24 protein-coding genes are annotated in these 25,238 nt (G+C 62.3%); 10 read left to right on the forward strand and 14 right to left on the reverse strand.

The features are described 5' to 3' along the window. Positions 1–206: 206 nt before the first annotated feature. The 8 genes from FJV77_RS12560 to FJV77_RS12595 form a co-directional block, all read right to left on the reverse strand. Positions 207–1,190: a branched-chain amino acid ABC transporter permease gene (locus FJV77_RS12560; protein WP_142867107.1), complete on the reverse strand. Its 984-nt coding sequence runs from the start codon at positions 1,188–1,190 to the stop codon at positions 207–209. A 1-nt stretch (position 1,191) separates the two neighbouring features. Then, positions 1,192–2,079 (reverse strand): branched-chain amino acid ABC transporter permease, encoded by an 888-nt coding sequence (locus FJV77_RS12565; RefSeq protein WP_142867108.1) that lies wholly within the window; start codon positions 2,077–2,079, stop codon positions 1,192–1,194. A 7-nt stretch (positions 2,080–2,086) separates the two neighbouring features. After that, the gene (locus tag FJV77_RS12570; protein ID WP_142867109.1) at positions 2,087–2,791 is read right to left on the reverse strand and encodes an ABC transporter ATP-binding protein; all 705 of its coding nucleotides are present in this window, start codon (positions 2,789–2,791) and stop codon (positions 2,087–2,089) included. Continuing rightward, positions 2,788–3,579: an ABC transporter ATP-binding protein gene (locus tag FJV77_RS12575; RefSeq protein WP_142867156.1), complete on the reverse strand. Its 792-nt coding sequence runs from the start codon at positions 3,577–3,579 to the stop codon at positions 2,788–2,790. Before FJV77_RS12575 ends, FJV77_RS12570 begins: the two co-directional genes overlap by 4 nt. A 14-nt stretch (positions 3,580–3,593) precedes the next feature. Beyond that, positions 3,594–4,802, reverse strand: a complete 1,209-nt coding sequence (locus FJV77_RS12580; RefSeq protein ID WP_142867110.1) for an ABC transporter substrate-binding protein — start codon at positions 4,800–4,802, stop codon at positions 3,594–3,596. A gap of 357 nt (positions 4,803–5,159) precedes the next feature. Next, positions 5,160–5,867, reverse strand: a complete 708-nt coding sequence (locus FJV77_RS12585) for an SDR family NAD(P)-dependent oxidoreductase (protein ID WP_142867111.1) — start codon at positions 5,865–5,867, stop codon at positions 5,160–5,162. A 14-nt stretch (positions 5,868–5,881) separates the two neighbouring features. Further along, a complete protein-coding gene (locus FJV77_RS12590; protein WP_142867112.1) occupies positions 5,882–6,481 on the reverse strand; it encodes a YdeI/OmpD-associated family protein in 600 nt (199 codons plus the stop codon). Between the two features lie 235 nt (positions 6,482–6,716). Next, on the reverse strand, positions 6,717–7,628 hold the full coding sequence (locus FJV77_RS12595) for a S1C family serine protease (protein ID WP_142867113.1): 912 nt from the start codon (positions 7,626–7,628) through the stop codon (positions 6,717–6,719). A gap of 310 nt (positions 7,629–7,938) precedes the next feature. On the opposite strand from FJV77_RS12595, the gene yghU reads away from it, so the two are divergent. Further along, positions 7,939–8,808, forward strand: a complete 870-nt coding sequence (gene yghU / locus FJV77_RS12600; protein WP_142867114.1) for a glutathione-dependent disulfide-bond oxidoreductase — start codon at positions 7,939–7,941, stop codon at positions 8,806–8,808. A gap of 225 nt (positions 8,809–9,033) precedes the next feature. Here the strand turns inward: yghU and FJV77_RS12605 are convergent, their stop codons facing one another. Beyond that, positions 9,034–10,239: a PLP-dependent aminotransferase family protein gene (locus tag FJV77_RS12605; protein WP_142867115.1), complete on the reverse strand. Its 1,206-nt coding sequence runs from the start codon at positions 10,237–10,239 to the stop codon at positions 9,034–9,036. Positions 10,240–10,471: 232 nt separating this feature from the next. Between FJV77_RS12605 and FJV77_RS12610 the strand changes: the two genes are divergently transcribed. Further along, positions 10,472–11,212, forward strand: coding sequence for a sulfotransferase family protein (locus FJV77_RS12610; RefSeq protein ID WP_142867116.1), 741 nt, complete (start codon positions 10,472–10,474; stop codon positions 11,210–11,212). An 8-nt stretch (positions 11,213–11,220) separates the two neighbouring features. On the opposite strand, the gene FJV77_RS12615 is transcribed toward FJV77_RS12610, so the two are convergent. The 4 genes from FJV77_RS12615 to FJV77_RS12625 form a co-directional block, all read right to left on the reverse strand. Continuing rightward, positions 11,221–11,409 carry a hypothetical protein gene (locus FJV77_RS12615; protein WP_142867117.1) on the reverse strand — a complete coding sequence of 63 codons (189 nt, stop codon included), beginning with the start codon at positions 11,407–11,409 and terminating at the stop codon, positions 11,221–11,223. Positions 11,410–11,679: 270 nt separating this feature from the next. Continuing rightward, positions 11,680–12,384, reverse strand: a complete 705-nt coding sequence (locus tag FJV77_RS12620) for a Crp/Fnr family transcriptional regulator (protein ID WP_142867118.1) — start codon at positions 12,382–12,384, stop codon at positions 11,680–11,682. A gap of 173 nt (positions 12,385–12,557) precedes the next feature. Then, positions 12,558–12,731: a hypothetical protein gene (locus FJV77_RS32345; protein ID WP_185970295.1), complete on the reverse strand. Its 174-nt coding sequence runs from the start codon at positions 12,729–12,731 to the stop codon at positions 12,558–12,560. 225 nt (positions 12,732–12,956) lie between these two features. Further along, positions 12,957–13,112: a DUF1127 domain-containing protein gene (locus FJV77_RS12625; protein ID WP_142867119.1), complete on the reverse strand. Its 156-nt coding sequence runs from the start codon at positions 13,110–13,112 to the stop codon at positions 12,957–12,959. Positions 13,113–13,636: 524 nt separating this feature from the next. On the opposite strand from FJV77_RS12625, the gene FJV77_RS12635 reads away from it, so the two are divergent. Next, positions 13,637–14,611 (forward strand): nucleoside hydrolase, encoded by a 975-nt coding sequence (locus tag FJV77_RS12635; protein ID WP_142867121.1) that lies wholly within the window; start codon positions 13,637–13,639, stop codon positions 14,609–14,611. A 104-nt stretch (positions 14,612–14,715) separates the two neighbouring features. After that, positions 14,716–15,042 carry a hypothetical protein gene (locus FJV77_RS12640; RefSeq protein ID WP_246691239.1) on the forward strand — a complete coding sequence of 109 codons (327 nt, stop codon included), beginning with the start codon at positions 14,716–14,718 and terminating at the stop codon, positions 15,040–15,042. 130 nt (positions 15,043–15,172) lie between these two features. On the opposite strand, the gene FJV77_RS12645 is transcribed toward FJV77_RS12640, so the two are convergent. Beyond that, entirely contained in the window at positions 15,173–15,820 is a 648-nt protein-coding gene (locus FJV77_RS12645; protein ID WP_142867122.1) for a class I SAM-dependent methyltransferase, read from the reverse strand. Positions 15,821–16,454: 634 nt separating this feature from the next. Here FJV77_RS12645 and FJV77_RS12650 point away from each other — a divergent pair. From FJV77_RS12650 to FJV77_RS12675, 6 genes are all read left to right on the forward strand, one after another. Further along, positions 16,455–17,195: an ATP-binding cassette domain-containing protein gene (locus tag FJV77_RS12650; RefSeq protein ID WP_142867123.1), complete on the forward strand. Its 741-nt coding sequence runs from the start codon at positions 16,455–16,457 to the stop codon at positions 17,193–17,195. 55 nt (positions 17,196–17,250) lie between these two features. Continuing rightward, a complete protein-coding gene (locus FJV77_RS12655; protein ID WP_142867124.1) occupies positions 17,251–18,312 on the forward strand; it encodes an ABC transporter permease in 1,062 nt (353 codons plus the stop codon). 51 nt (positions 18,313–18,363) lie between these two features. Continuing rightward, the gene (locus FJV77_RS12660; protein ID WP_142867125.1) at positions 18,364–19,368 is read left to right on the forward strand and encodes a sugar-binding protein; all 1,005 of its coding nucleotides are present in this window, start codon (positions 18,364–18,366) and stop codon (positions 19,366–19,368) included. Between the two features lie 90 nt (positions 19,369–19,458). Continuing rightward, a complete protein-coding gene (locus FJV77_RS12665; protein WP_142867126.1) occupies positions 19,459–20,208 on the forward strand; it encodes a glucose 1-dehydrogenase in 750 nt (249 codons plus the stop codon). 552 nt (positions 20,209–20,760) lie between these two features. Next, entirely contained in the window at positions 20,761–22,938 is a 2,178-nt protein-coding gene (locus tag FJV77_RS12670; RefSeq protein WP_142867127.1) for an adenylate/guanylate cyclase domain-containing protein, read from the forward strand. Between the two features lie 104 nt (positions 22,939–23,042). Beyond that, positions 23,043–25,232 carry an adenylate/guanylate cyclase domain-containing protein gene (locus FJV77_RS12675; RefSeq protein ID WP_142867128.1) on the forward strand — a complete coding sequence of 730 codons (2,190 nt, stop codon included), beginning with the start codon at positions 23,043–23,045 and terminating at the stop codon, positions 25,230–25,232. The last annotated feature ends 6 nt before the right edge of the window (positions 25,233–25,238 follow it).

Below are 25,238 nucleotides of genomic sequence, written 5' to 3' on the forward strand. Positions count from 1 at the left end.
ATTGACCAGTTAAACTGTTGTCCAGAGGCCAGCAATATCCATGCGGTGCAAGACAATTTCACTGCTGTTGGAGACAAGAATCCGACCGAAATTCACCTGTCTGGATACAAACACCGGAGAATGCCTGCTCGAATCAACGACCCGGCCCCGCATCGCGACACCGTACTCACCCATGCGAGGCCAAGGACTGAAGCGCGCGAACGACGTCAGGCTCCGTCGCGGCCGCCGTCAGGGGGCGCCAACCACCGTGCGTAGATCTCGCCGACGATGCCGCGGCGGAAGACTAGCACGCAGATCATGAAGATCAGGCCGGTGGCGATGGTCACCGGAAACCCCGAGGTGGCGAGCGTGTTTTCCAGACCGACGACGAGGCCGGCGCCGACGACCGGGCCGACCATGGCGCCGATGCCGCCGAGCAGCGTCATCAGGATCACCTCGCCCGACATCTGCCAGGTGACGTCGGTCAGCGTGGCGAACTGGAAGACGATCGCCTTGGTCGCGCCGGCAAGCCCGGCAAGCGCTGCAGACATGACGAAGGCGGCGAGCTTGTAGCGGCCGACCGAATAGCCCAGCGAAATGGCGCGATTCTCGTTCTCGCGGATCGAACGCAGGATCATGCCGAAGGGCGAGTTGACGATGCGCCAGACGGCGAAAACGCCGATGAGGAAAACGGCGAGCACGAAAAAGTACATGTTGAGCGGGACGTTGAGATCGACGACGCCGAAGAGATGTCCGCGCGGCACGCCCTGGATGCCGTCCTCGCCTTCGGTGAACGGCGCCTGAACGCAGAAGAAATAGAACATCTGCGCCAGCGCCAGCGTGATCATCGAGAAATAGATGCCTTGCCGGCGGATGGCGAGGAAGCCCATGACCAGCCCGAGCACAGCAGCACCCGCGGTGCCGAGCAGGATGCCGACTTCCGGCGGCCAGCCCCATGCCTTGACGGCGTAGGCACAGAAATAGGCGGCTGCGCCGTAGAAGGTGGCGTGGCCGAAGGACAACAGCCCGGTGTAGCCGAGCAGCAGGTTGAACGCGCAGGCAAACAGCGCGAAGCACAGCATCTTCATCAGGAAGATCGGGTAGACGAAGAAGGGCGCGGCGATGAGCGCCAGTATGGCCAATGCTATCAATACCCGCTCAAGCCGAACGGAAGCGGCGGTACGCTGTTCGTGAAGGCTCGCCTCGCTCATCTCAGGCATCCCTTCCAAACAGGCCGGCGGGGCGTAAGAGCAGCACGATCGCCATGATGACGAAGACGACGAGGTTCGATGCCTCGGGATAAAACACTTTGGTCAGGCCTTCGGCGAGACCGAGCATGTAGCCGGTGACGATGGCGCCGAGGATCGAGCCCATGCCGCCGACCACGACGACGGCAAAGACGACGATGATGAGATCGGAGCCCATCAGCGGGCTGACCTGGTAGACCGGTGCTGCGAGGATGCCGGCAAGCCCCGCAAGCGCCGCGCCCAGCCCGTAGGTGAGCGTGAGCAGCAGCGGCACGTTCACGCCGAAGGCCTGGACGAGTTCCGGGTTTTCGGTCGCGGCGCGGAGATAGGAGCCAAGCCTGGTCTTTTCGATCAGCAGCCAGGTGCCGATGCAGACGATGAGCGAAGCAACCACCACCCAGCCGCGATAGTTGGGCAGAAACATGAAGCCGAGATTGGTGCCGCCGGCGAGTTGGGCCGGCACTGCGTAGGGGTTGCCCGAGACACCGTAGTAGAAACGGAAGACGCCTTCGATGACCAGCGCCAGGCCGAAGGTGAAGAGCAGGCCGTAGAGCGGATCGAGCCGGTAGAGCCGCGACAGCGCCAGGCGCTCCACCGCCATGCCGAACACGCCGACAACGAGTGGCACCAGGACCAGCGCCGGCCAGTAGCCGATGCCTAGATGGACGAGCATCAGATAGCCGATGAAGGCGCCAAACATGTAGAGCGCGCCATGAGCGAAATTGATGATGCGCAGCAGGCCGAAGATGACGGCCAGTCCAAGGCTCAACATGGCGTAGAAGGAGCCGTTGATCAGCCCGACCAGCATCTGGCCCAGCAAGGCCTGGACGGGGATGCCGAAGATCATCGTCATGGCGTCATCATACCCCAAGCACCTCGTGCAGCTGGTCGGTGTGAGCAGAAAGCTCGCTTACGGCAAAACCCTCCACCACCTTGCCGTGCTCCATCAAATAGAAGCGGTCGGCGATGCGGGCGGCAAAGCGGAAATTCTGTTCGACCAACAGGATGGTCATGCCGCGCTTTTTCAGGGTCGCCAGCAATTCGCCGATGCGCTGGACGATGACCGGCGCTAGGCCCTCGGTCGGTTCGTCGAGCAGCAGCATCTGCACGCCCGTGCGCAGAATGCGGGCGATGGCCAGCATCTGCTGTTCGCCGCCGGAGAGTTTCGTGCCGGGGCTGTTGCGACGCTCCTTCAGATTGGGGAAGAGATCGAAGATTTCCTCGACACTCATGCCGCCCTTGGCCACCACCGGCGGCAGGATCAGGTTCTCGTCGACGGTGAGCGTGGCGAAGATGCCGCGTTCCTCCGGCACGAAGCCGATGCCGCGATGGGCGACGCGGTGCAGCGGCAGACGCATCAGATCGCCGCCGTCGAAAGTGACGCAGCCGCTGCGCTTGCGGACCAGGCCCATGATGGCGCGCAGCGTGGTGGTCTTGCCGACGCCGTTGCGGCCAAGCAAGGTCACCGTCTCGCCACGGAAGACATCAAGGTTGACGCCGTGCAGCGCATGACCCTCGCCATACCAGGCATGCAGATCGCGCACGGCAAGCAGCGGCTCACTCATGTCCGGTCCTCTGGCTCGGTCCCCATGTAAGCGACCCGGACGCGCTCGTCCGTGCTCACCGTTGCGTAGTCGCCGGCGGCGAGCACCTGGCCGCGCTGCATGACGGTGATCCAGTCGCAGAGATCGGCAACGACGGTGAGGTTGTGCTCGACCATCAGCACCGCGCGGTCTTTTGCCAGTGTGCGGATGATGCCGGAAATGGCGCCGACATCCTCGTGCCCCATGCCGGCCATCGGCTCGTCGAGCAGCAGCACCTTCGGATCGAGCGCCACCGTGGTGGCGATCTCGAGCACGCGCTTCCTGCCATAGGAAAGGTCGCCGGCCAGACGATGCGCGACATCGTCGAGGCCGACGATGGCGAGAAGCTCGCGTGCCCTCGGTGTCAACTGGTCGAGTGCGGCAAGCGAGCGCCAGAACTGGAAGCCCAGCCCGCTCGGCCGCTGCAGGGCGACACGGACATTGTCGAGCACGCTCAGATGCGGAAAGGTCGCCGATATCTGGAACGACCGCACGAGCCCCATGCGCGCCACCCTGGCCGGCGCGGTGCGGGTGATGTCGTGGCCCAACAATTCGATCCTGCCGCTGGTCGGCTGCAGGAATTTGGTCAGCAGATTGAAGATCGTGGTCTTGCCGGCGCCGTTCGGTCCGATCAGCGCATGGATCTGGCCGTGATGGACGTCGAGGTCGACATTATTGACGGCAACGAAACCGGCGAAATCACGCCTGAGGCCGCGGGCGGAAAGCACCACCCGCGGCGTGTCCTTTGCGCCGCCCGACTGGCCGGCCACAGCTTGCGCCGCTGTCACTTGGTGACGAGCGGGCAACCGCTGTCTTCGGCCTTGATGAAGGCCTTGTCGCCCGGAATGGTCGCCAGATAGGTGTAGTAGTCCCAGTCCTTCTTGCTCTCCTCGGGCTTCTTGACCTGATAGAGATACATGTCGTGCACCATCGAGCCGTCGGCCTGCACCTTGCCATTGGCGGTGAAGACATCGTCGACCGGCAGTTCATGCAACAGCTTGGCGACCGCTTCAGTCTCGTCGGTGCCGGCCTTGTCGATGGCCTTCAGATATTGCAGCACCGCCGAATAGGTGCCGGCCTGGACCATGTTGGGCATGCGGTTGGTGCGCTTGAAGAAGCGGTCGGCGAAGTCGCGGCTCTTGTCGTCACGGTCCCAGTAAAACCCTTCGGTCAGCACCACGCCCTGTGCGGCCTGCAGGCCGAGCCCATGCACTTCGGCAAGGGTGAAGAGAAGTGCTGCCAGCCGCTGGCCGCCGGCGACAATGCCGAACTCGGCCGCCTGCTTGATCGAGTTGGAGGTGTCGAGGCCGGCATTGGCAAGGCCGATGACCTTGGCGCCAGAGGACTGCGCCTGCAGCAGGAAGGAGGAATAGTCGGTGGAGCCGAGGGGATAGCGTACTTCGCCGAGCACCTTGCCGCCGCTTGATTCAGCCAGCTTTGCAGTCTGTTCCTTCAGCGAATAGCCGAAGGCATAGTCGACGGTGATGAAATACCAGCTGTCGCCGCCCTGCTGGACCAGCGCGCCACCGGTGCCGACCGCCTGGGAGTGGGTGTCGTAGACCCAGTGGAAGCCATAGGGCGAGCACTGCTTGCCGGTCAGCTCTGTCGAAGCGGCGCCGGTGACGATGTCGATCTTCTTCTTTTCCTTGGAAAGCCCCTGGACGGCCAGCGCCACCGAAGAGGTCGTCAACTCCATGATCGCGTCGACCTGCTCGGTGTCGTACCACTGGCGGGCGATGTTGGAGGCGATGTCGGGCTTGTTCTGATGGTCGGCGTTGACGATCTCGATCGGCGCGCCTTGGACCTTGCCGCCAAAATCCTCGACGGCCATCTTGGCGGCCTCGACCGACCATTTGCCGCCGAAATCGGCATAGACGCCCGACTGGTCGTTGAGGATGCCGATCTTGACCTTGCCGTCGGAAATTTCGGCCGCTGCCGCGGGCATGGCGGTCGCCGCAAGCAGCGCGGCGGAGACGAGATAGGATGCTTTCACAGGTGGTTCCTCCCTTGTGGCCGACGCCGGGAAACGCGGCGGCCTTGCAATGGTTCAACAGTTCGGTCCGATTCTCTCTGAAATTCGGTCCGTCGCGCCCGCCACTTCTCCTCTTGGCAACCCCTCCGCCCTGGGTGCGCCGGGAGCCTAGCATCACATTTCGCAAGGCGAGAATGCTATTTTCGTAGCATGGCGTGCGGGCATCTCGGCGGCTTCCAGACCCAACGAGCTGGGTTTCGGCTGCTTGCTGGCCAAGGCATTGACCCGGCTGATTTTTCCACTCTTATCTCGATTTCACGTCGTTCGAGTGGAAAACCCATGTTTTTCAGCGGCTTACCTTGCAAATCTCGGCTTCATTCACCACGGCAGCCTTTTGCCATCGCGGAAGAAGCCGCCGGTCGGGCCGTCGTCCGGCAAGGTCGCGGCCCAGACGATGCCGGCCGCCCCTTGCGCCACCGGGCGCCCGCCTGGGCCGCCCATATCGGTCGCGACCCAGCCGGGGCAGATGGCATTGACCAGCACGCCGGCGCCGCGCAATTCGGCCGCCAGGATGCAGGTCAGTGCGTTGAGCGTCGCCTTGGTCGTCGAATAGGCCGGCGCGCCGGCGCCCATCGAGGCGAGCGAACCGCCCTCGGAGGAGACGTTGACCAGTCGGCCATGGCCGGAGGTGCTGAGCAGCGGCGCGCAGCCGGCAGCTATGCGCCAGGCGCCGAAGACATTGGTCTCGAAGGCTTCGCGGATCACCGTCCAGTCGGGTTTTAGCGCCCGCGCACGCGGGTCGTAGTGGATGGCGGCGTTGTTGACGAGCACGTCGAGGCGGCCGAAGCGGCGCTCGATTTCGGCCGCGGCAAGGGCTGCCGCGTCAGGTGCCGCGACATCCAGAGCGATGGCCTCCACCTTGCCGCCGAGTTGCCTCGCGGCCGCCTCGCCTTTGGCGAAATCGCGCGCGCCAAGCAGCACGGTGAAGCCAAGCGCCGCCAGTTGGCGGCCGGTCTCCAGGCCGATGCCGCGATTGCCGCCGGTGACGAGCGCGACCTTGCCGGAATTGGCTGTCTGGGTGCTCATCGCTCAGTCCTCAGTCACTTCTTACCTTGCGGATAGATCGTCTCGCCGCGCTTCAGCATCTCGACGAAGGCCTCGATCTTCTTCCTGCGCCCGGCTTCGGTCTTCATGTTGTGGGTGCGGAAGGCGAGCGCGAAGCGGTTCTGGGCGGAGAGTTTTGCCAGCATCGCTTTCGCCTCAGGTTCGGCATCGATGGCGGCCTGCAGATCGTCGGGGATCTTCATGTCTTTGCCACTGGCATAGGCGCGGTCCCAGCGGCCGTCGGCCTTGGCCGCCTCGACCTGTTTCAAGCCGTGCTCGGTCATGCGGCCCTCCTCGACCAGGCGGGCGACATTGTCGATGTTGATCTTGCTCCAGATGCTCTTTTTGCCGCGCGGCGTGTAGCGCTGCAGAAAGCTCTTGTCGTCGAGCGACTTGCGCACGGCATCGATCCAGCCGAAGCACAACACCACGTCGATGGCCTGCTTGGGCGTGATCGAGGCGAGGCCGGAGCCGACCTTGTGCACCTTGATCCAGACGTCGCTCTCGCCGGCGTGGTTCTCCCGCAGCCAGACGTAAAAACTTTCGGGATCGGGGAATTCGCGAACTTTTTCCGGATCGACCTTGATCGGCGCCATCGTCACCTCGTTTGTTGCCGGACCGGCTATATCGGCTGTCGATGCCAGTCTCTGTCAGCAGCGTCGATAAGACCAGGAACCGGACCTCGCGCAACGATGCCTTCGTCGTGGCGGGCGTTGCCGATGACTATTTCCAGGGAACGCCAACGTCTCACTCCGCTGGGACACCCCTCATCCGTCTCGGCGCTACGCGCCGATCCACCTTCCCCCACAAGGGGGAAGGAAGAGCGCAGCCTCACTGCAAATGCGGCTTCTTCAAAAAACTGTTGCGGTCGGCGGATTTGACCCTGAGCCAGGTTTCGCGGCCGTCACGCACGACCCTTAGCGGAATCTCGGAGCCGGCGGGGTTCTGCCATAGCTTGCGGTAGAAATCGGCGAGGCCGTCGACCTCGCCGTCGCGCACGTCGGAGATGATGTCGCCCTGGCGCAGGCCAGCCTTCGCGGCGGGGCCGCCTTCGGCGACGCTCATCACCACGACCGCACCGTTGCTCTCGGCCGAGAAGGCGCCGAGCCACGGACGCGGCGGCTTCGCCACCTGGCCGCGCGTCAGGAGATCGTCGAGAATTGGCGTCAGAAGGTTGATCGGCACGACCATGTTGATATCGGCGACCTCGCCATTGCGGCTCATCTGCAACAACAGCGAGCCGATGCCGAGCAGGCTGCCGTCCTGGTCGATCAGCGCCGCGCCGCCCCAGGACGGATGCGCCGGGGCGATGAAGATCGCCTCATCGAGCAGATATTCCCAATAGCCGGCGAATTCCTGCTTGGTGACGATGTGCGCCTTGACCGAGCGGCCGGTGCCGTCGGCAAACACCACGGGGTCGCCGACCTTGGCCTTTTCGGCATCGCCGAGCGCCACCGCCGGCAGGCCGAGCGGCGCCAGCGCCTGCACCAGGCCGAAGCCGGTCTCCTGGTCATAGGCCAGCGCATGCGCGGGCACCACGCGGCCGTCCTGGTCGGTCAGCCAGACCTCTTCCGCCTCGGTGATGAGATAGCCGATGGTCAACACCAGCCCGTCACCGCGGATAACGACGCCACTGCCTTCCCGGCGCGTGCCCAGGGCGTTCGCCGTAAAGGCGTCGTCGGGAACCGTAGCGCGCACGGCGACGACGGAACGCAAGAGCGGGAACAGGGGATCTATGGGCATGCTCTCATCCTGGCGGTCGGGCGGAAGATATCTCCTATACGTATGCCGCGGTGCACACGGCGCAAGGCCTTAGGCAACAAGGCGATCATTTTCAGAGGCTCGCGCTGCCCCTCATCCGCCCTTCGGGCACCTTCTCCCCGTGAACGGGGCGAAGGAAAAAGGCGCCCACATTGATAATAGTTCAACGGAAGTTGAACCTTTCTGAATTGCACCTATCTCTGTCAGTATCTACGTTCCGCCGACTTTTCCGCCATCAGTCTCGCGCCGTCGCGCAAGGCGTTTCCGCCCGCCAATCCAAGGAATTTCTCGCATGACCGAATACACCCCGCCGAAAGTCTGGAGCTGGAAGAAAGCCAATGGCGGCACGTTCGCCAGCATCAACCGGCCGATCGCCGGCCCGACGCATGACAAGGTGCTGCCGGTGGGCAAGCATCCGCTGCAGCTCTACTCGCTGGCGACGCCGAACGGGGTCAAGGTGACCGTCATGCTGGAGGAACTCCTGGCGCTCGGCCACAAGGGCGCCGAATACGATGCCTGGCTGATCCGCATCAACGATGGCGACCAGTTCGGCTCGGGCTTCGTCGACGTCAATCCCAATTCCAAGATCCCGGCGCTGCTCGACCGCGGCGGCAAGACGCCAGTCCGCGTCTTCGAGTCCGGTTCGATCCTACTTTATCTCGCGGAAAAGTTCGGCGAATTCCTGCCGACCGAACAGCCGGCGCGCGCCGAAACCTTGTCCTGGCTGTTCTGGCAGATGGGTTCAGCACCCTATCTCGGCGGCGGCTTCGGCCATTTCTACGCCTATGCGCCGGAAAAATTCGAATACGCCATCGACCGCTTCGCCATGGAGGTGAAGCGGCAACTCGACGTGCTCGACCGCAGGCTGGCCGTATCGGAATATCTCGGCGGCGACGCCTACTCGATCGCCGATATGGCGACATGGCCCTGGTATGGCGGGCTGGCGCTCGGCCGGCAGTACAATGATTCCGCCACCTTCCTGTCGGTGCAGGACTACGAGCATGTTCAGCGCTGGGCCAAGCAGATCGACGCACGCCCGACGGTGCAGCGCGGCCGCATGGTCAACCGCGCCTTCGGCGATCCAGCGATGCAGCTGCACGAGCGGCACGACGCCGGGGATTTCGAGACCAAGACGCAGGATAAGCTGATGGCGGCGGAGTGAGGCAGCTCTTCTCCCCCCTTGAGGGGGAGATGTCGCCCTTCGGGCGACAGAGGGGGTCGGATCGACTGGGCTCAACCTCCTTCGACGGATGGAGGTTAGCGCTTTATCCGGGACGATCCCTCTATAAGTGAAGAAGGGGCTAGATAAGTGAAGAAGGGGCTAGCGCTTCACGCGCGGCGACCCCCTCTGTCGCCTTCGGCGACATCTCCCCCTCAAGGGGGGAGATCACCTCATCAACCTCGCCAGCCTCGGCACGCCCTCACCCACAGCCCGGTCATCGGCCAGGGTAAAGCTCATCCGCATCGTATTGCGCCCCGTTCCATCGGCGTGGAAAGCATTGCCCGGCACAAACGCCACGCGCGCCTCCTTGACCGAGCGGGCGAGCAGCGCTGTGGCATCCGAGCCCTCGGGCAGCGTCAGCCAGACGAACATGCCGCCTTCGGGGCGGCTCCAGCTCACACCGTCGGGCATTTCGGCCTCGAGTGCGGTAAGCAGGGCATCGCGGCGACCGCGGTAGGCGTCGATCAGCTTTTCCACCTGAGTGTCGAACACAGCCTCGGAAACGCGGTGCATCACCAGCTGGTTGATCGACGGGCTGTGCAGGTCCGAGGCCTGCTTCATCAGCACCAGGCGCTCGACGACGCGGCGCGGCGCGCAGACCCAGCCGACGCGCATGCCCGGCGACAGAATCTTTGAGAACGAGCCGCAATAGAGCGTGCGGGCATTGTCGATACCGCCGGAGCGTTCGCAGTCGAGCGCCAGGATTGGCGGCTCGCCCTCGCCGTCATAGCGCAGCGCGCGATAGGCCGCGTCCTCGATGATGGCGATGTCGAGCCCGCCGGCAAGATCGAGCACCGCCTCGCGTTGGGCGCGGTTCAGCGTCTCGCCGGTCGGGTTGGCGAAATCCGGAACCAGATAAGCAAACTTGACCTTGCCGCCAGCGGCCATAGCCGCCGCCTGGTAGGCGGCCGGCGTCATGTTGCCGCCATCCGGCGTCAGCCGGTCGTAGCGCGGCTCATAGGCGTTGAAGGCCTGTAGCGCGCCGAGATAGGTCGGCCACGTCACCAGCGCGGTGTCGCCGGGCGACAAAAAGAGCTTGCCGAGATAATCGAGCGCCTGCTGCGAGCCGGAGGTGATGAAGATGTTGTGTTCGTCGCAAGCGATGCCGAGCTTGCCCATCTGGCCGGCCAGCCAGCGCCGCAGCGGCAGATAGCCTTCCGAGACCTGGTATTGCAGTGCCGTGCCCGCGTCGGGGCCGCCGAGCACCGAGGCATAGGCATCGGCGATGGCTTGCGACGGAAACAAGGCCGGATCGGGAATGCCGCCGGCAAACGAGATGATGTCGGGCTGGTCGAGCAGTTTCAGCAGCTCGCGGATTTCCGACGCCTTCATGCGCGAGGCGCGCGACGCCAACAGGTCCATCAAACTCATGAGCCCACCTCCCCGTGGATGGTTCGACCATTTAGGTCAATCTAGCTGACCTATTATCAGGCTCCCCCGCCTGCTGGAATAGCCAGAATGCCATTCCGCGTGGCCCAGGCGGAAAAGCAAACACATTTTTATCGCTCACCGTGGAAAATTGTTGCGCATCCGAAGGCGTGGATGCAACCTCATTGCGAGCCGACCGGCATAAAAAGAAAAGCGGTCTCAAGAGGGGGATAAAGTGACGCTCAAGCTCATAGGGGCCGGCTTCGGCCGCACCGGCACGTGGTCGACTTTCGCCGCGCTGAACAGGCTCGGCTTTCCGAGCTACCACATGCAGGAAGTCATCATCAACAAAGCCAACAAGGGCCATCTCGATTTCTGGCGCAAGGTGGCGAACAGTCCGCCCGGCAGCCAGCATGACTGGAACAGGGTGTTCGCCAATTACACTGCGACGGTCGACAATCCGGGATGCTGCGTGTGGCGCGAATTGATGGCCGCCTATCCCGACGCCAAGGTGCTGCTCACCCTGCACCCGCGCGGCGCCGAAGCCTGGTACGACAGCACCATCGACACGATCTACTTCACCAAGAATGTCTGGCAGTTCAAGATCCTGGAGTGGCTGACGCCGTTCGGCCGGAAATTCGGCGACATGTCGAGCAAACTGGTCTGGGGCCGCACGCTGGCCGGCGTGATGGACGATCGCGCCAAGGCGATCGCACGCTACAACGCCTATACCGAGGAGGTGAAGGCGGCGGTGCCGCCGGAAAAGCTGCTGGTGTTCAAGGTAACGGACGGCTGGGCGCCGCTCTGCGACTTCCTCGGCGTCGCGCTGCCCAACGAACCCTTCCCCAACCTCAACGACCGCGAAAGCATCAAGAAGATCATCCGCGACATCATCAAGGGCAGCTACATCATGCTTGGGCTGTCGATCGCGGCGATCATGGTTGTGCTGGCGGCGCTGTGGTGGTGGCTGGGGTAGCGCTTCAGCTACTTGCGCGTGATCCACTCGAGGAGGTCCGGCTCGACGTCTTCGTGGCCAGTCAGGTCGCGCACCAGCGAGGCGGCAAGCGCACGCCACCGCTCTTCCGGAACATTGCCTTCCACGACCGATTTGATGAAGGCGGCGCGCAGGATCTCGCAATCAAAGGCGGATACATCGAAAAGCACTTCTGCCATTTCGGTTTTCCCCGTTCATATCAGGGGCGGAGCTTGTCGAACTCTCAAGCCAGCGCCCCGTCCACGACATCCGATTCATACTCTGGCCGAACCAAGGTTCAACACATTTCGACTGTACGTTTTTTACCAACCGCAGCGGTTTGTTGCCTGCTTTTTTGCCGATGCTAGATATGCCGGGCGGCCTCTCCCCAGACGGCCGCAAATGGCCGGCGCGGCTCAGGCAACATGCTTCACCGGCATTCGCGCCGGCCATTTCAGCTCCGTGCCAGTTTAGCCCAGCAACCGCTGGTATTCGGCCTCGGCCTGGCCGTAGAAGCCGTCGGCGACGGCGATCAGCCCGTCCCTGTCGCGAATGACGATCTCGCCGCGCCTGGACCGGATCAGGCCGCGCCCTTCAAGTATCTGCAGGCCGATGGTGACGCCTGGGCGCCTGACGCCGAGCATGACTGACAGGAATTCATGGGTGATCAGGATCTGATCGCCGACCACCCTGTCGTCGCACATCAACAGCCATCTGGCCAACCGGTCTTCCAGCTTGGCGCGGGCATTGCTCAACGCCGTGGATTTGGTCTGGCTATGCAGGTAGTGGGCATAGCGCAGCAGAAAGGCGCGAAGCGTCGAGCTTTTCTGCAGCGCTGCCTTGAACGGTTCGAGATCGATACAGACCGCCTCGCCCGGCATCTGCACATAGCAATCATGGGGCGCCCAGTCGGCGCCCATCACCAAAGCGGAGCCCGACATGCCTTCGTGACCGATGATGCCCACTTCGGTATCCATTCCAGGCCGGTTCCTCGCCACCACCGAGGCGAGGCCACTTTCCAGGAAGCAGACCGATTTGATCGGCTCTCCCGCCATTTCGAGCGGGGCTTTGAGGTCGAGCACACGATGGTGCAAATGTGGTGCTATCAATGCGAAGTCAGCCGGGTTCATGCGGCGCAAAAGGCCGCTTTTCTCCTTATTGACCGACTGGTCCATCGCTCTCTCCCGTCAAGGGCAAGAGCACATGTAATCTCCCAGCCGTCGGCGCCCTGCCTAAATGCTAACGGTCGTTGGACGATAGCTGACTCGAAATCAGCCAATGTACTTCGTACAAAACCGACAAATCAGGGGACGACGCCCCATAAATCAATCCAGCAGCTATTCCTGGATCAGCGCTTCGAGCGGTCAGCCGCAACCATCCGCGCTTCCCGCAGGATGGATGCGCGATCGTTACCGATCAGCGAAATGATCTCTTGTATCTGCTGCTCGGAGGCCCCGGTTTCCCGCGCCAAAGCCACGACGGCCTCGGTGCTCGGACCGGACTGTCTTGGTTGCTCCGCCATGTCTCCAATGCCTCCTGTCGGGGCAGGAGTGCGATGGTCGCTCCCAAGCGTCAGCGCCCATTGATGTGGCTGACGATGCCGCACTGTACGCTTTCGAACAATCCTTGGCGAGCGATTATATTAGCGACGCCGGAAACGTCTAATGGAGCGCGGCGAAGCCCGCCTTCCCTTTGCCACGGCCGCGATGCAGCGTGTGCGATTTCGGCGCCGCAACCACTGCCGCTCCTAGAACGGCAGGCGTATCTCATCGATCGCCTTCGACTCTGTCCAGCCAATGTCCTTCTGGATCTCCGTCGGCAACGCATTCAGTGCCCGCACGGTCTTCCTGTGCCTGCTGGCGCGCGCCAAGGCGGCGCGAATTCTGGTGAGACTTTCAAACATCGGTTACCTCCATGCAGCAGCAGAGCGCTGCCTCGGCCCGCTCTTGCACGGCCTCTGTAACCGATCGATTGCGCGGCAACGGTGAAGCGGTTCACATAGCATGCTCGCCAGAAACATTTGCATGCAAACCAGTTTAGGGAATTGAAGAAGCGCCACGAAGGGCCGCGCAAGAGTACACGCGTGCAACGATGTCAGACACTTGGCCTGCTGGCCTGAAGTGTCGATTCAGCCGCTGTCGACCAAGCCGTTATTCCGGAGCCAGCGAATCTTCGGATGGGGCTTGCTGGGCGGTCTGTGCAGACAGCCGGCCTTTGCGGACGAGCGTCGGTTTTGAATATGCTTTCTTCATGCCGACATCCTCCGGCCTGGCGTTGGAAATGGCAAGGTCGCTTCCGCAGCCTGGCCAAGCCGCCGGCGTCGGGCAGAGCTGGTTGGCACTACATCTGTTGAGAACCCGAGCCTTGACGGCGCAAACACGCCAGTCTCTTGTCCCCTCAAGCTCGGCCGACGGAGGAGATATCACCATGGAAAAGATCATCCTGGACTGCGACCCCGGGCATGACGACGCGATCGCCATTCTGCTGGCGGCGGGCAATCCGAACATCGACCTCCTCGGCATCACCACGGTTTCGGGCAACCACAATGTCGAGAACACCACACGCAATGCGCTTTCGGTTTGCACCGCCTATGGCATCAAGGTGCCGGTGGCGAAGGGCTCTCCCGGCCCGCTCCTCATCGATCAGGTGCTGGCCATCGAGATCCACGGCGAGACCGGGCTCGACGGCCCAGTGCTGCCGCCAGCCTCGTTCGAGGTCGACAAGCGCCATGCCGTCGACTTCATCATCGACACGGTCATGACGCATGAGCCGAAGACGGTCACGCTGGTGCCGGTCGGTCCCTACACCAACATCGCGCTTGCCGTGCGCAAGGACCCCCGCATCGTCGAACGGGTCAAGCGGGTCGTCGCCATGGGCGGCGCCTACACGCGCGGCAACATCACGCCGGCGGCGGAGTTCAACATTTATGGCGATCCGGAGGCCGCCGACGTGGTGTTCCGCGCCAACTGGGACGTCACCATGGTGGGTCTAGACCTGACGCACCAGGCGCTGGCCACCAAGGAGCTTCAGGACCGGGTGCGCGGAGTCGGCGGCCCGATGGCCAGGTTCATTCTCGACATCTGGGCGTTCATCGCCACCACGCATGGCGGCCTCTTACAGATCGAGTATCCCGCCATCCATGACGCCTGCTGCGTGGCGGCCATGATCGACCCGACCGTTTTCACCACCGAGAAGGCCGACATCCGCGTCGAGCTAGCGGGACGGTGGACCAAGGGCATGACGGTCTGCAATTTCGAAAAAATGGGCGGCATGCACCATTTCGGCGGCACGGCGAGCGAGCAGACGGACTTCCGCCACACCGTGGCGATGAAGCTCGATCATGCGAAGTTTTGCGATCTGATCGTGGATGCGCTGGAGCGGCTGGTGAAGGCCAAGGGGTGACGCGCCAGGCAACGCTTCAGCCTGCAGCACTCCGAGAAATCTGTTTCTCTGAAGAGGTCCCCCGAAGAACGAAAATATTAAACTGGCCGCCAGCGTAACGTTTTTTGCCTGCCACCGAAACAACAAGGGGGAGATTCATCCCCGATTGGGAAGAGGTAGGAGAAAACGTCATGCTAAAATCCATACTTGCAGCAGCTGCTTTGGCTGCGGTCGTCGCTCAACCGGCGTTTGCAGACGATGCAATGATGAAATGCGACGACGCATCGATGATGAAGTTGCAGGCTGACATGGACGCCATGACCGGCGACGCCATGAAGAAGGACGCAGCCATGAAGGAAATGGACATGGCAAAGGAAGCCATGAAGGCCAACAAGGCTGACGATTGCGTGATGCACATGGATATGGCCATGAAGGCAATGAAGAAGGGCTGACAGATTAGCCGTCGACGAGACGAGGCCCGTTCGCGGGCCTCGTCGTTTGAAGGAGGGCCGCAAGCGCGCCAGACGCCATCACGCAAGCCATGCGCAAGTGCCCGCATCGTCTGCCGCCGAGGAAACCGGCCTATAGCTTCCTGAAAAAGCCGGACAGAATATTCGGACCCGCCTCGCCCGGCCGCAGCCTGATGCCGTCCTCGAATCCATTCAGCGTCACGCACTCGAAGCTGTGATGCGCCAGCAGCGCCACCAGCGAGTTCCGGTCGAAATGGTGCAAATGCTCGTTGGGCAGGCGCATGCGCCACGTCTCAAACCACGCGTCGCCATCGGCGCCGAGCTCACGCCAGCGGCAATAGGGCACGGCGATGGCCAGATGGCGGGCCTGAAGGCGGGCGAGAAAACTCAGGTCAGGGATGTGCTCGAGCACGTCGAACATGGCGACAAGATCCCACGAGCCGGCGAGCGCCTCCTCCCAATCGACAAAGCGCACACCCTTGGGCAGCGGGAACCTGGTGATGTCGCAGCCGGCACAGTCGGCAACCCCGGTAATCTTCGCGGCCTCGATGAAGGTGCCGGTGCCATAGCCAATCTCCAGCACCGACCGCGGGATCTCACCGGTGATCCCCAGCACCCAGCCAAGCCGCTGATAGCCGAGCTTGATGGTCCGGTCGCTCAGGTCCTCGTAATAGGACATGTATTGCTTGTCGTATTTGATCGGCGTGACGTCGATCTGGTGGATCACGCCAAACCGGTCGATGTCGTAATTGTGCAGCATTGGCGTACGGTCCCCTGAGAGTGCGAAGCCTTACATGGTGGAGCTGAACGCAAAGTAAGTGGCCACGGGGTACGCCAAATCCACGGGGCGGCTGTGAAGGTTGCTGTTCGATGGTCAACACGCTCTGGCCCAAACGGCCGCGATGAATGGGATGCCCTCCCGGATCAGTTTCGGCCTGCGGCCGGACCTCGGAACGGAAGAACTGAATGTCGCATTTGGGGCCGGAAGGGGGCGGTCCGGTTTAGGGCGGATTCAGGGATAGCTGCCATTCAACTCCCGACCTCATTACGGTCGAAACGGTGTGGCCTTCTGTCAGCTTGATGTCATTGTCCTTGAGGGTTCCTCTGTTGGCTTGGCAACTCTCCACGTGTCGGCAACCGACGATCGCCACTGTTGTCCAGAGCGCTAATGATATCGTCAGCGAATTTCAGTTCACGCTTCTCTTCCATGAGGACTCCCTGCTCCATTATGGCAATTGATGTAGGGCCTAGCGGCTTCTCGTGTGCCGTTGCTGAGGAAGATTGCCATCTTATAAGGCGGATCTAATAACCATTGTGTTGAATGCGTTTCGCTGATTAGCTGCCTTGCATAACACCGGGACAAGGTTGGCAAATGTTGCCCGGGGAGGACCGCGATGCCGGTGCTTGAAGTTCGCCGCGTTTCCAAGAACTTTGGAGCCATCCAGGCCCTGACCGACGTCAGCTTCCAGGTAGAGCGGGGCGAAGTCGTGGGTCTCATGGGGGACAATGGCGCCGGCAAGTCGACGATAGTCAAGACGGTGGCCGGGAACTTCCCGCCGAACGACGGCGAAATCGTCGTGGACGGCGAGGTTTGTCACTTCCACAAACCCGTCGAGGCCCGCGCCAAGGGAATCGAAGTCGTCTATCAGGACCTGGCGCTCGCCGATAATCTGACGGCCGCGCAGAACGTCTTTCTTGGCCGCGAGATCAAGAAGGGCTTCTGGCCGATCAGGGTGCTCAACAAGCAGGCGATGATCGACCGCTCGGCAGCGCTGTTCGAGGAACTCAAATCGGAAACCCGGCCGCGCGACCTGGTCAGGAAGATGTCGGGTGGGCAGCGCCAGGCGGTAGCCATCGCGCGAACCCGGCTTTCGAACGCGAAGCTGGTGTTGATGGACGAACCGACCGCCGCCATCTCCGTACGCCAGGTGGCGGAAGTGCTCGAATTGATCCGACGCCTTAAGGCGCAAGGGGTCGGGGTCATGTTGATCAGCCACCGCATGCCTGACGTTTTCGCCGTCGCAGATCGTATCATCGTGCTGAGACGAGGTTCGAAGGTTGCCGACAGGCAGGTCGACAACACCTCGCCCGAGGAAATCACCGGACTGATAACGGGGGCCATCCGTGGCGAATAGTGCTCGGCAGTCGGTTAGTGTCAGGGAGTCGCTCGGGGAAAAAGTCGGGCCGGCCATGGCGGACTTCGTCCCGACCAAAGAAAAGACGGCGCTGCAGCATGTGGTTTCAAGTCAGCCATTCTGGGTGACGATCGCGCTCATTGCCCTCGTCATGTTGATGACAGCCATGGAGCCGAGCTTCGGCACCTCCGAAAACGTCGCCAACGTCACGCGCAACTTCGCACCTTTCGGCCTCATGGCGCTCGGAATGACGGTGGTGATCATCACCGGTGGCATCGATCTGTCGGTCGGCTCGATCATGGGCCTGGTGGCAATCGTCGCCGGCCTGTTCCTGACCTGGCACTATCCCTGGTACGTCGCCTTCGCCATCGGCCTTTTCTCGGGTCTGGCCTGCGGCGCGGTCAACGGGTTCTTTGTTGCTTATGTCGGAATGCCGTCCTTTGTGGTCACCCTCGGCATGCTGTCCGTGGCGCGTTCGCTGGCGGTCGTGTTCTCGGCCAACCAGATGCTCTACCAGTTCGGGCCCGATGCTCCGATCGTGAAGGCGATCGGCCAGGCGAGATGGCCGCTGCATGGGCCGCAGGACTGGGCACCCCACTGGATACCGGGACTGTCATCGCAGTTCTGGACCATGGTGATTCTGGCCCTGATCGTCGGCTTCGTGTTCAATTTCACTGCCTGGGCCCGGCATCTCTTCGCCATCGGCGGCAATGAGGAGGCCGCCCGGCTTACCGGCGTGCCGGTCGACTGGATCAAATTCCAGGCCTATGTCTTCTCGGCTTTCACCGCCTCGCTCGCCTCGCTGCTGCTGCTCGGCTACAACGGCTCGGCCATCAACGCCATGGGCCAGGGCTATGAGCTGCGCGTGATCGCCGCGACAGTCATTGGCGGAGCCAGCCTCATGGGCGGCGCCGGTACGGCGTTCGGCGCGATAATCGGTTCGGCCTTCCTCGAGGTGATCAGGAATGCACTCCTGATGGCCGGCATCGATTCAAATTGGCAGGGTGCCTTCGTGGGCGCCTTCATCGTTCTTGCGGTTCTTTTGGGCATGCAAACCGGCGGCAGATCGATGCTCGCAGCGTCGCTGGCAGCCTTGATGCCCAAACGTAGCCGCTAGAAACCCGCCGGCGGGAGGCCTGCGGGGTCACACCAAGGAGGAGAACGTCCCATGAAAAAACATCTGCTGACGGCGGCCGTGGCGCTTGGCGCAATGGTGCTCGCCGTTTCCGGTGCCCAGGCGAAATATACCTTCGCCCTGGTGCCTAAGAACATGAACAATCCTTTCTTCGACCAGGCACGCGACGGCTGCAAGAAAGCCGAAGCCGAATCGAATGGGGCCTTGGAGTGCATGTATATTGGTCCCGGCGAGCATGGCGGCGGCGACGAGCAGGTACAGATCGTTCAGGACCTCGTTGCCAAGAAGGTGGACGGCATCGCCGTGTCACCATCGAACGCCGCGGCGATGGCAGTCGCGCTGCAGGCTGCCAAGGAAGCCGGGATCCCGGTCCTCACCTGGGATTCCGACCTCCTGCCCGAGAACAAGGACCTTCGCGCCGCCTATATCGGTACCCACAATTATGAGATCGGCTTGAACCTTGCGAAGCTGGCCATGCAGATCAAGCCCAAAGGCGGCACGATCTGCATCCAGTCGGGCGGCGCGGCGGCGGCCAACCACAATGAGCGCATGCAGGGCATTCGCGATACGCTTTCGGGCACCAAATCGGCAGCCTCGCCCGGGGACCGGCTGACGGGCCAGAATGGCTGGACCGAAATTGAAGGCTGTCCACTCTATACCAACGATGATTTCCCGCTTTCGGTGCAGCAATTCGAGGACATCATGGGGAAAAACCCGAACCTCGACGCATTCATCCCAACCGGTGGCTTCCCGCAATTCATCCCAGATGCCAACCGAGCTGCGGTAGCCCCGTATAAGGACAAGATCGCCTCGAAGGCCCTGGCCCTCGTCGTCGCCGACACGCTTCCCGTGCAGATCGATCAGATGAAGGAAGGTCTCTCCCTTGGCCAGGTCGGCCAGCGGCCGTTCGAAATGGGCTACAAGACGATGATGGCATTGAAGGACATGAAGGACGGCAAGGCTCCGCCGGCTGACCCGACCTACACCGGCCTCGACGTCTGCACTCCGGAGACGGCGGATACCTGCGTCGCCAAATAGTGCTTTTGGGCGCGAGGAAACTCCCGCCCTTTCGTTGGAGCGAGATGGGGTTAGATTTGAAGCATTCTCATCTCGCTCCAGGGGGCTTCAATGTCGGAATTATTCTCGCTCAAGGGCCGTGTCGCATTGGTCACGGGTGCTTCGCGCGGCCTCGGCTTCGCCATGGCCAAGGCACTTGCGGAAAACGGTGCGACGGTAATCGTCAACGCCCGCGGCATGGACGCCCTCTCCGCGGCGGCGGAACGGATCGGGGCCGAAGCCTTGCCTTTCGACGTTGCCGACGCGGCGATCTCAAGGGCGGCGCTTGAGGGGATCGTCGAACGCCATGGCCGCCTCGATATTCTGATCAACAACGCTGGCATCCAGCATCGCAAGCCGTTGGTCGAATGGGAGGACGACGATTTCGACCGTGTGATTGCCGTCAATCTTTCGGCCTGCTTCCGCATGATCCGCGACGCGGTGCGCCTGATGTTGCCAAACAAATTCGGGCGTATAATAAACACCGGATCGGTTGCGGCGATCCTTGGCCGTCCCACCATTCACGCCTATGTGGCGGCAAAGGCGGGCCTGCATGGACTGACGCGCTCCACTGCCGCTGAGATGGGGCGTCACGGCATCACCATCAACGCGATCGCCCCTGGCTATTTCGCCACCGAGCTCAATACCGCGCTCATTAACGACGAGGCCTTTACCAAATGGGTTGAGGCGCGAACCCCTGCTGGCCGCTGGGCTCAACCTGAGGAACTCAGCGGAGCCGTGGTGTTTCTCGCGTCCGACGCTGCCGCCTACGTCAACGGACATGTTTTGGCGGTCGACGGGGGTCTATCGGTCTCCCTCTGACTGCGAACTGCCTTTAACGGAATGGCAGCCAGGCAACAAATGGCTGATTTCCTTGTGAAAGCATTGGGGGGCGAACCCATATGCATTTCGACCCATTGTATTGCGCGACGGACCGCAGCGGAGAGCTTTCAGGCAGGGCCGGATCGCAATCTGAACGTCGCGAACGCGGCGCATTGCCGCCCTGCAGTATTTTGGGCCGCAAGCGGGCGGGCAGCTTGGGGGACGCGGCAACCTTAATGGACAGTCCGCAGCTCATGCGAACATTCGAAACCATGATGTTTGGCCAGCTTGAGACGCAATGGGCTCCAGTGTCGGCACTACCAACCGGTAAATCAGGCCGGGAGCCGCCGGTCGATGTCGTAATTGTGCAGCATTGGCGTACGGTCCCCTGAGAGTGCGAAGCCTTACATGGTGGAGCTGAACGCAAAGTAAGTGGCCAGGGGGTATGGTTGCTTTGACCGCTGCCCCAGGGGCCGAGCATGCTCGCAATCAAAGAAGTACTAGAATACGCTCGTCGGCGAAGCTTTGACTAGGGAGGCGGGACACCCGCATATGGAGCGAAGGCTTACCGCAATCCTTGCTGCCGATGTGGTGGGATACAGCCGCCTCATGGGCGAGGACGAGGTAGGCACGCTCGAACGATTGAAGGGTTGCCGTCGCGAATTGGTCGACCCCGCGATCAAGGAATTCCACGGTCGCATTATCAAGCTCATGGGCGATGGGGCGCTGGTCGAATTCGCGAGCGTCGTCGATGCCGTCCAGTGCGCTGCCATGATCCAACGCCGGATGGCCGATCGCAACAAGGGCACCGCTGATGGCCGCCATATCCAGTTTCGCATCGGCGTCAATCTCGGCGACGTCATCGTCGAGGAAAATGACATCTACGGCGATGGCGTGAATATTGCCGCGCGCCTCGAGGCTATGGCCGAGCCTGGGGGTGTATGTATCTCGGGCACGGCATTCGATCACGCGGTCCACAAGGTGGACGTCGGTTTTACCAGTCTTGGCGAGCAGCGCCTCAAGAACATCGCCGATCCGGTTCGCGCGTATCAGCTGCTGCTCGATCCCGCAGCATCGGGAAAGGTCACGGCCGCGCCACACCGGCCGGGTCCGCGCGTCATGTTCCTGGCAAGTGTCGCGGCTCTGGCATTCGCCGTGCTTGCAGGCTTTTTTGCGTGGCACAAGTTCTCGGTGCCATCGCGGCCATCGGTTGCCGTGCTGCCGTTTGCAAACCTCGGCGGCGATCCAGGCCAGGACTATTTCGCTGACGGCATCACCGAGGATTTGATCACCGACCTCACCAAACTTTCCGGTCTGGACGTCATCGCGCGCAACTCGGTATTTGCCTACAAGAACAAGCCTGCAGCGCTGGCGGACGTCGCGCGCGACCTTGGCGTTCGCTACGTCGTCGAGGGGAGCGTCCGCCGCACAGGCGAGCAAATCCGCGTCAATGCCCAGCTCATCGACACAACAAGCGGCGATAATCTGTGGGCCAATCGGTTCGACCGCGGCATGGCTGGAGTGTTCAGCGTCCAGGACGAGATGAGCGGGGAGATCGCCAAAGCGCTCGGTATCCGGGCTTCGGCAGCGGAAAGCGAGCGCATGGCGCGCCCGCCGACCGAAAACCTCGAAGCCTACGACTTCTACCTTCGGGCCGAGCAGACAGCACGGACCGGCCGGCGCGACGGGCTGCGGGAGGCGCTCACGCTCTACGACAAGGCGGAGGAGCTCGACCCCGCTTTCGCAGAAGCCTTCGCGGCTGATGCAAGCACAACAGTCTATATCTGGCGCGAATCGTTCAACGACATCATGCAGAGCGCGCCCGCGCGCAAACGCGCCTATGAGAGGGCAAGCCGCGCGCTGCAACTCGACCCAGGCCTTTCGTCGCCTTATGCGATTCTTGGCATCATGCAGGTCGTGGATCGCCGCTACGAGGAAGCCATCGCTTCGGCCGAACGAGCCGTCGCACTCGGCCCCGGCGATGCGGAGACGCAAATAGCTCTAGGATACGTGCAACTGTTCGCCGGCAATCATGCCGAAGCAGCCGCGGCGGTCGAGACCGCGCTCAGGCTCGATCCCAACCTTTCACCCATCAACCGGCAAATTGCCGGTCTGGTCTTTCTCATTCAAGGTAGCAACGACAAGGCGATCGAGGCGCTCGAACGCACCCACGAAGATGCGCCGTCAGTCGGAGATTTCACGATCACGCTTGGTGCCGCTTACGCCCGCGCCGGCCGCTTGCAGGATGCGAGGGTGGCGGTCGCCGAGGGGCTACGCTCCATGTCGGTATCGGGGTTCGATTCATTGTCCGCATTTCGGCTCAACGGTGCGCAATACCGTAACCCGCAGGATTTGGCTCTCATCATCGATGCGTTGCAGCAGGCGGGCTTGCCCGAATGGCCGTTCGGCTTCACCGGCGACGAGCACAACCGCTTGAAGGGCGAGGAGATCGCCTCGCTGGTGCTGGGCCACACGCTGCAGGGTCAGCTTGAACCCGGTCTCCAACCGGCCTTCCTCCAGATCGGGAGCGACGGCAAGGCAGCCTTCCGCTCGACGACGCGGCTGGTCACCGAGACCATCCGTGTCGATGGCGACCTTTTGTGCGAGTTGAGCGAGAATATGTTCGGGCGCCCCGACTGCGGACCCGTCTACAAACGCCGTGACGATGGAGGCGGCGGCTATTCCTTCGTCAACTCGAGCAAGGTGTTCCACTTCACGGTGGTTCAGTAGATGCACGCGTCTCGGTGAAAGCGGCTGCTTACGCTCGCGTCCGACGCGGGACTGGAATAGGCTGCAGCGAAGCCGCGTGATCGACCGGGAGGGCGCAGGCAGACATGGAGCGAAGGCTTACCGCAATCCTTGCTGCCGATGTGGTCGGATACAGCCGCCTCATGGGCGAGGACGAGGTAGGCACGCTCGAACGATTGAAGGGCTGCCGTCGCGAATTGGTCGATCCCGCGATCAAGGAATTCCACGGTCGCATTATCAAGCTCATGGGCGATGGAGCGCTGGTCGAGTTCGCCAGCGTCGTCGATGCCATCCAGTGCGCTGTCATGATCCAGCGCCGGATGGCCGATCGCAACAAGGGCACCGCTGATGGCCGCCATATCCGGTTTCGCATCGGCGTCAATCTCGGCGACGTCATCGTCGAGGAAAATGACATCTACGGCGATGGCGTCAACATCGCCGCGCGCCTTGAGGCTATGGCCGAGCCTGGGGGTGTATGTATCTCGGGCACGGCATTCGATCACGCGCTGCACAAGGTTGATGTCGGCTTTGCCAGTCTTGGCGAGCAGCGCCTCAAGAACATCGCCGATCCGATTCGCGCCTATCAGCTGCTGCTCGATCCCGCAGCCGCAGGGAAAATCAAGGTGGCAGTTCGCCGGCCGGTATCCCCCCGGGCGATCGGGGTGGCAGGAATCGCGGTCCTGCTCGTCGTGCTCCTTGCAGGATTGTTTGTGTGGCAATCGAGGACATCTTCCCTAGCCGAACGACCATCGGTTGCCGTGCTACCGTTTACAAACCTCGGCGGCGATCCAGGCCAGGACTATTTCGCTGACGGCATCACCGAGGATTTGATCACCGACCTCACCAAGCTTTCCGGTCTCGACGTCATCGCCCGCAATTCCGTCTTCGCCTACAAGAACAAGCCTGCAGCGCTGGCCGACGTCGCGCGCGACCTTGGCGTTCGCTACGTCGTCGAGGGCAGCGTCCGCCGCACCGGCGAGCAGATCCGCCTCAACGTCCAGCTCATCGATACGGCAACGGGCGACAACCTGTGGGCCAACCGGTTCGACCGTGGCATGGCCGGCGTGTTTGCCGTCCAGGACGAGATGAGCGGGGAGATCGCCAAAGCGCTCGGCATCCGGGCTTCGGCAGCGGAAAGCGAGCGCATGGCGCGCCCGCCGACGAAGAATCTCGAGGCCTACGACTACTATCTACAAGCCGAGACGGCGTCACGCAGCGGCCTGCTGGCCGGGCTGCGGGAGGCGCTCACGCTCTACGACAAGGCGGAGGGGCTCGACCCCGCCTTTGCCGAAGCCTTTGCGGCCGACGCGCGCACGACAGTCTATATCTGGCGCGAAGCCTTCAACGACATCATCCAGAGCGCGCCCGCGCGCAAGCGAGCCTATGAGAAGGCGAGCCGAGCTTTGGAACTCGAACCGGACCTTTCATCGCCCTATGCAATTCTCGGTATCATGCAGGTCGTGAATCGCCGCTACGAAGACGCGATTGCCTCTGCCAAGAAGGCTGTTTCAATCGGTCCGGGCGATGCAGAGGCGCAAGCAGCCCTTGGATATGTTCAGTTATGCGCCGGCAATTATGCCGAGGCAGCCGCAGCGGTCGAGACAGCGCTCAGGCTCGACCCCGACCTCTCCGCCATCAACAGGGAAACTGCCGGGTTGGTTTTTCTTCTTCAGGGGAATGTCGATAAAGCGATCGAGATTCTCGAACGCAGCCGCGACGATGCGTCCACGGTTGGCAACTTTCGGTTTACACTCGCTGCCGCGTATGTCCGCGGCGGCCGTCTACCGGATGCCAAAGCCGAAATCGCAGTTGGGCTCCGCCTCGTAGCAGGGTCCAGCTACGTGGACTCTTTGGCTGGGTGGCAGATGACTCATGCACATTTCCGGAACCCGCAGGATCTGGCGATCCTCGTCAACGCACTGCGCCAGGCAGGCCTACCCCAATGGCGCTATGGCTTTACCCCGGACGAGCACGACCAGTTGAAGGGTGCTGAGATCGCGTCCCTCGTCATTGGCCATACATTGCAAGGCCAGATCGAACCCGGTCTGCAACCAGCCTTCCTTCAGATCGGGAGCGACGGCAAGGCGGCCTTCCGCACGACGACGCGGCTGGTCACCGAGACCGTCTACGTCGATGGCGATCTCTTGTGCGAGCAGAGCGAGAACCTGTTCGGGCGCCCAGACTGCGGTCCCGTCTACAGACGCAACGACGCAGCCGGCAAAGGCTACTCCTATGCCAATACAAGCAAGGTGTTTCACTTCACGGTGGTCCGGTAGGCGAAC

It is taken from the genome of Mesorhizobium sp. WSM4306 (assembly GCF_007003975.1).
Lineage (GTDB): Bacteria > Pseudomonadota > Alphaproteobacteria > Rhizobiales > Rhizobiaceae > Mesorhizobium.

Excerpts from the sequence above, each read along its gene's own strand:
- FJV77_RS12560 (WP_142867107.1), bottom strand. The coding sequence starts at position 1,190 with ATGAGCGAGGCGAGCCTTCACGAACAGCGTACCGCCGCTTCCGTTCGG.
- FJV77_RS12565 (WP_142867108.1), bottom strand. The coding sequence starts at position 2,079 with ATGACGATGATCTTCGGCATCCCCGTCCAGGCCTTGCTGGGCCAGATG.
- FJV77_RS12570 (WP_142867109.1), bottom strand. The coding sequence starts at position 2,791 with ATGAGTGAGCCGCTGCTTGCCGTGCGCGATCTGCATGCCTGGTATGGC.
- FJV77_RS12585 (WP_142867111.1), bottom strand. The coding sequence starts at position 5,867 with ATGAGCACCCAGACAGCCAATTCCGGCAAGGTCGCGCTCGTCACCGGC.
- FJV77_RS12590 (WP_142867112.1), bottom strand. The coding sequence starts at position 6,481 with ATGGCGCCGATCAAGGTCGATCCGGAAAAAGTTCGCGAATTCCCCGAT.
- FJV77_RS12595 (WP_142867113.1), bottom strand. The coding sequence starts at position 7,628 with ATGCCCATAGATCCCCTGTTCCCGCTCTTGCGTTCCGTCGTCGCCGTG.
- yghU (WP_142867114.1), top strand. The coding sequence starts at position 7,939 with ATGACCGAATACACCCCGCCGAAAGTCTGGAGCTGGAAGAAAGCCAAT.
- FJV77_RS12605 (WP_142867115.1), bottom strand. The coding sequence starts at position 10,239 with ATGAGTTTGATGGACCTGTTGGCGTCGCGCGCCTCGCGCATGAAGGCG.
- FJV77_RS12615 (WP_142867117.1), bottom strand. The coding sequence starts at position 11,409 with ATGGCAGAAGTGCTTTTCGATGTATCCGCCTTTGATTGCGAGATCCTG.
- FJV77_RS12620 (WP_142867118.1), bottom strand. The coding sequence starts at position 12,384 with ATGGACCAGTCGGTCAATAAGGAGAAAAGCGGCCTTTTGCGCCGCATG.
- FJV77_RS32345 (WP_185970295.1), bottom strand. The coding sequence starts at position 12,731 with ATGGCGGAGCAACCAAGACAGTCCGGTCCGAGCACCGAGGCCGTCGTG.
- FJV77_RS12625 (WP_142867119.1), bottom strand. The coding sequence starts at position 13,112 with ATGTTTGAAAGTCTCACCAGAATTCGCGCCGCCTTGGCGCGCGCCAGC.
- FJV77_RS12635 (WP_142867121.1), top strand. The coding sequence starts at position 13,637 with ATGGAAAAGATCATCCTGGACTGCGACCCCGGGCATGACGACGCGATC.
- FJV77_RS12645 (WP_142867122.1), bottom strand. The coding sequence starts at position 15,820 with ATGCTGCACAATTACGACATCGACCGGTTTGGCGTGATCCACCAGATC.
- FJV77_RS12650 (WP_142867123.1), top strand. The coding sequence starts at position 16,455 with ATGCCGGTGCTTGAAGTTCGCCGCGTTTCCAAGAACTTTGGAGCCATC.
- FJV77_RS12655 (WP_142867124.1), top strand. The coding sequence starts at position 17,251 with ATGGCGGACTTCGTCCCGACCAAAGAAAAGACGGCGCTGCAGCATGTG.
- FJV77_RS12660 (WP_142867125.1), top strand. The coding sequence starts at position 18,364 with ATGAAAAAACATCTGCTGACGGCGGCCGTGGCGCTTGGCGCAATGGTG.
- FJV77_RS12665 (WP_142867126.1), top strand. The coding sequence starts at position 19,459 with ATGTCGGAATTATTCTCGCTCAAGGGCCGTGTCGCATTGGTCACGGGT.
- FJV77_RS12670 (WP_142867127.1), top strand. The coding sequence starts at position 20,761 with ATGGAGCGAAGGCTTACCGCAATCCTTGCTGCCGATGTGGTGGGATAC.
- FJV77_RS12675 (WP_142867128.1), top strand. The coding sequence starts at position 23,043 with ATGGAGCGAAGGCTTACCGCAATCCTTGCTGCCGATGTGGTCGGATAC.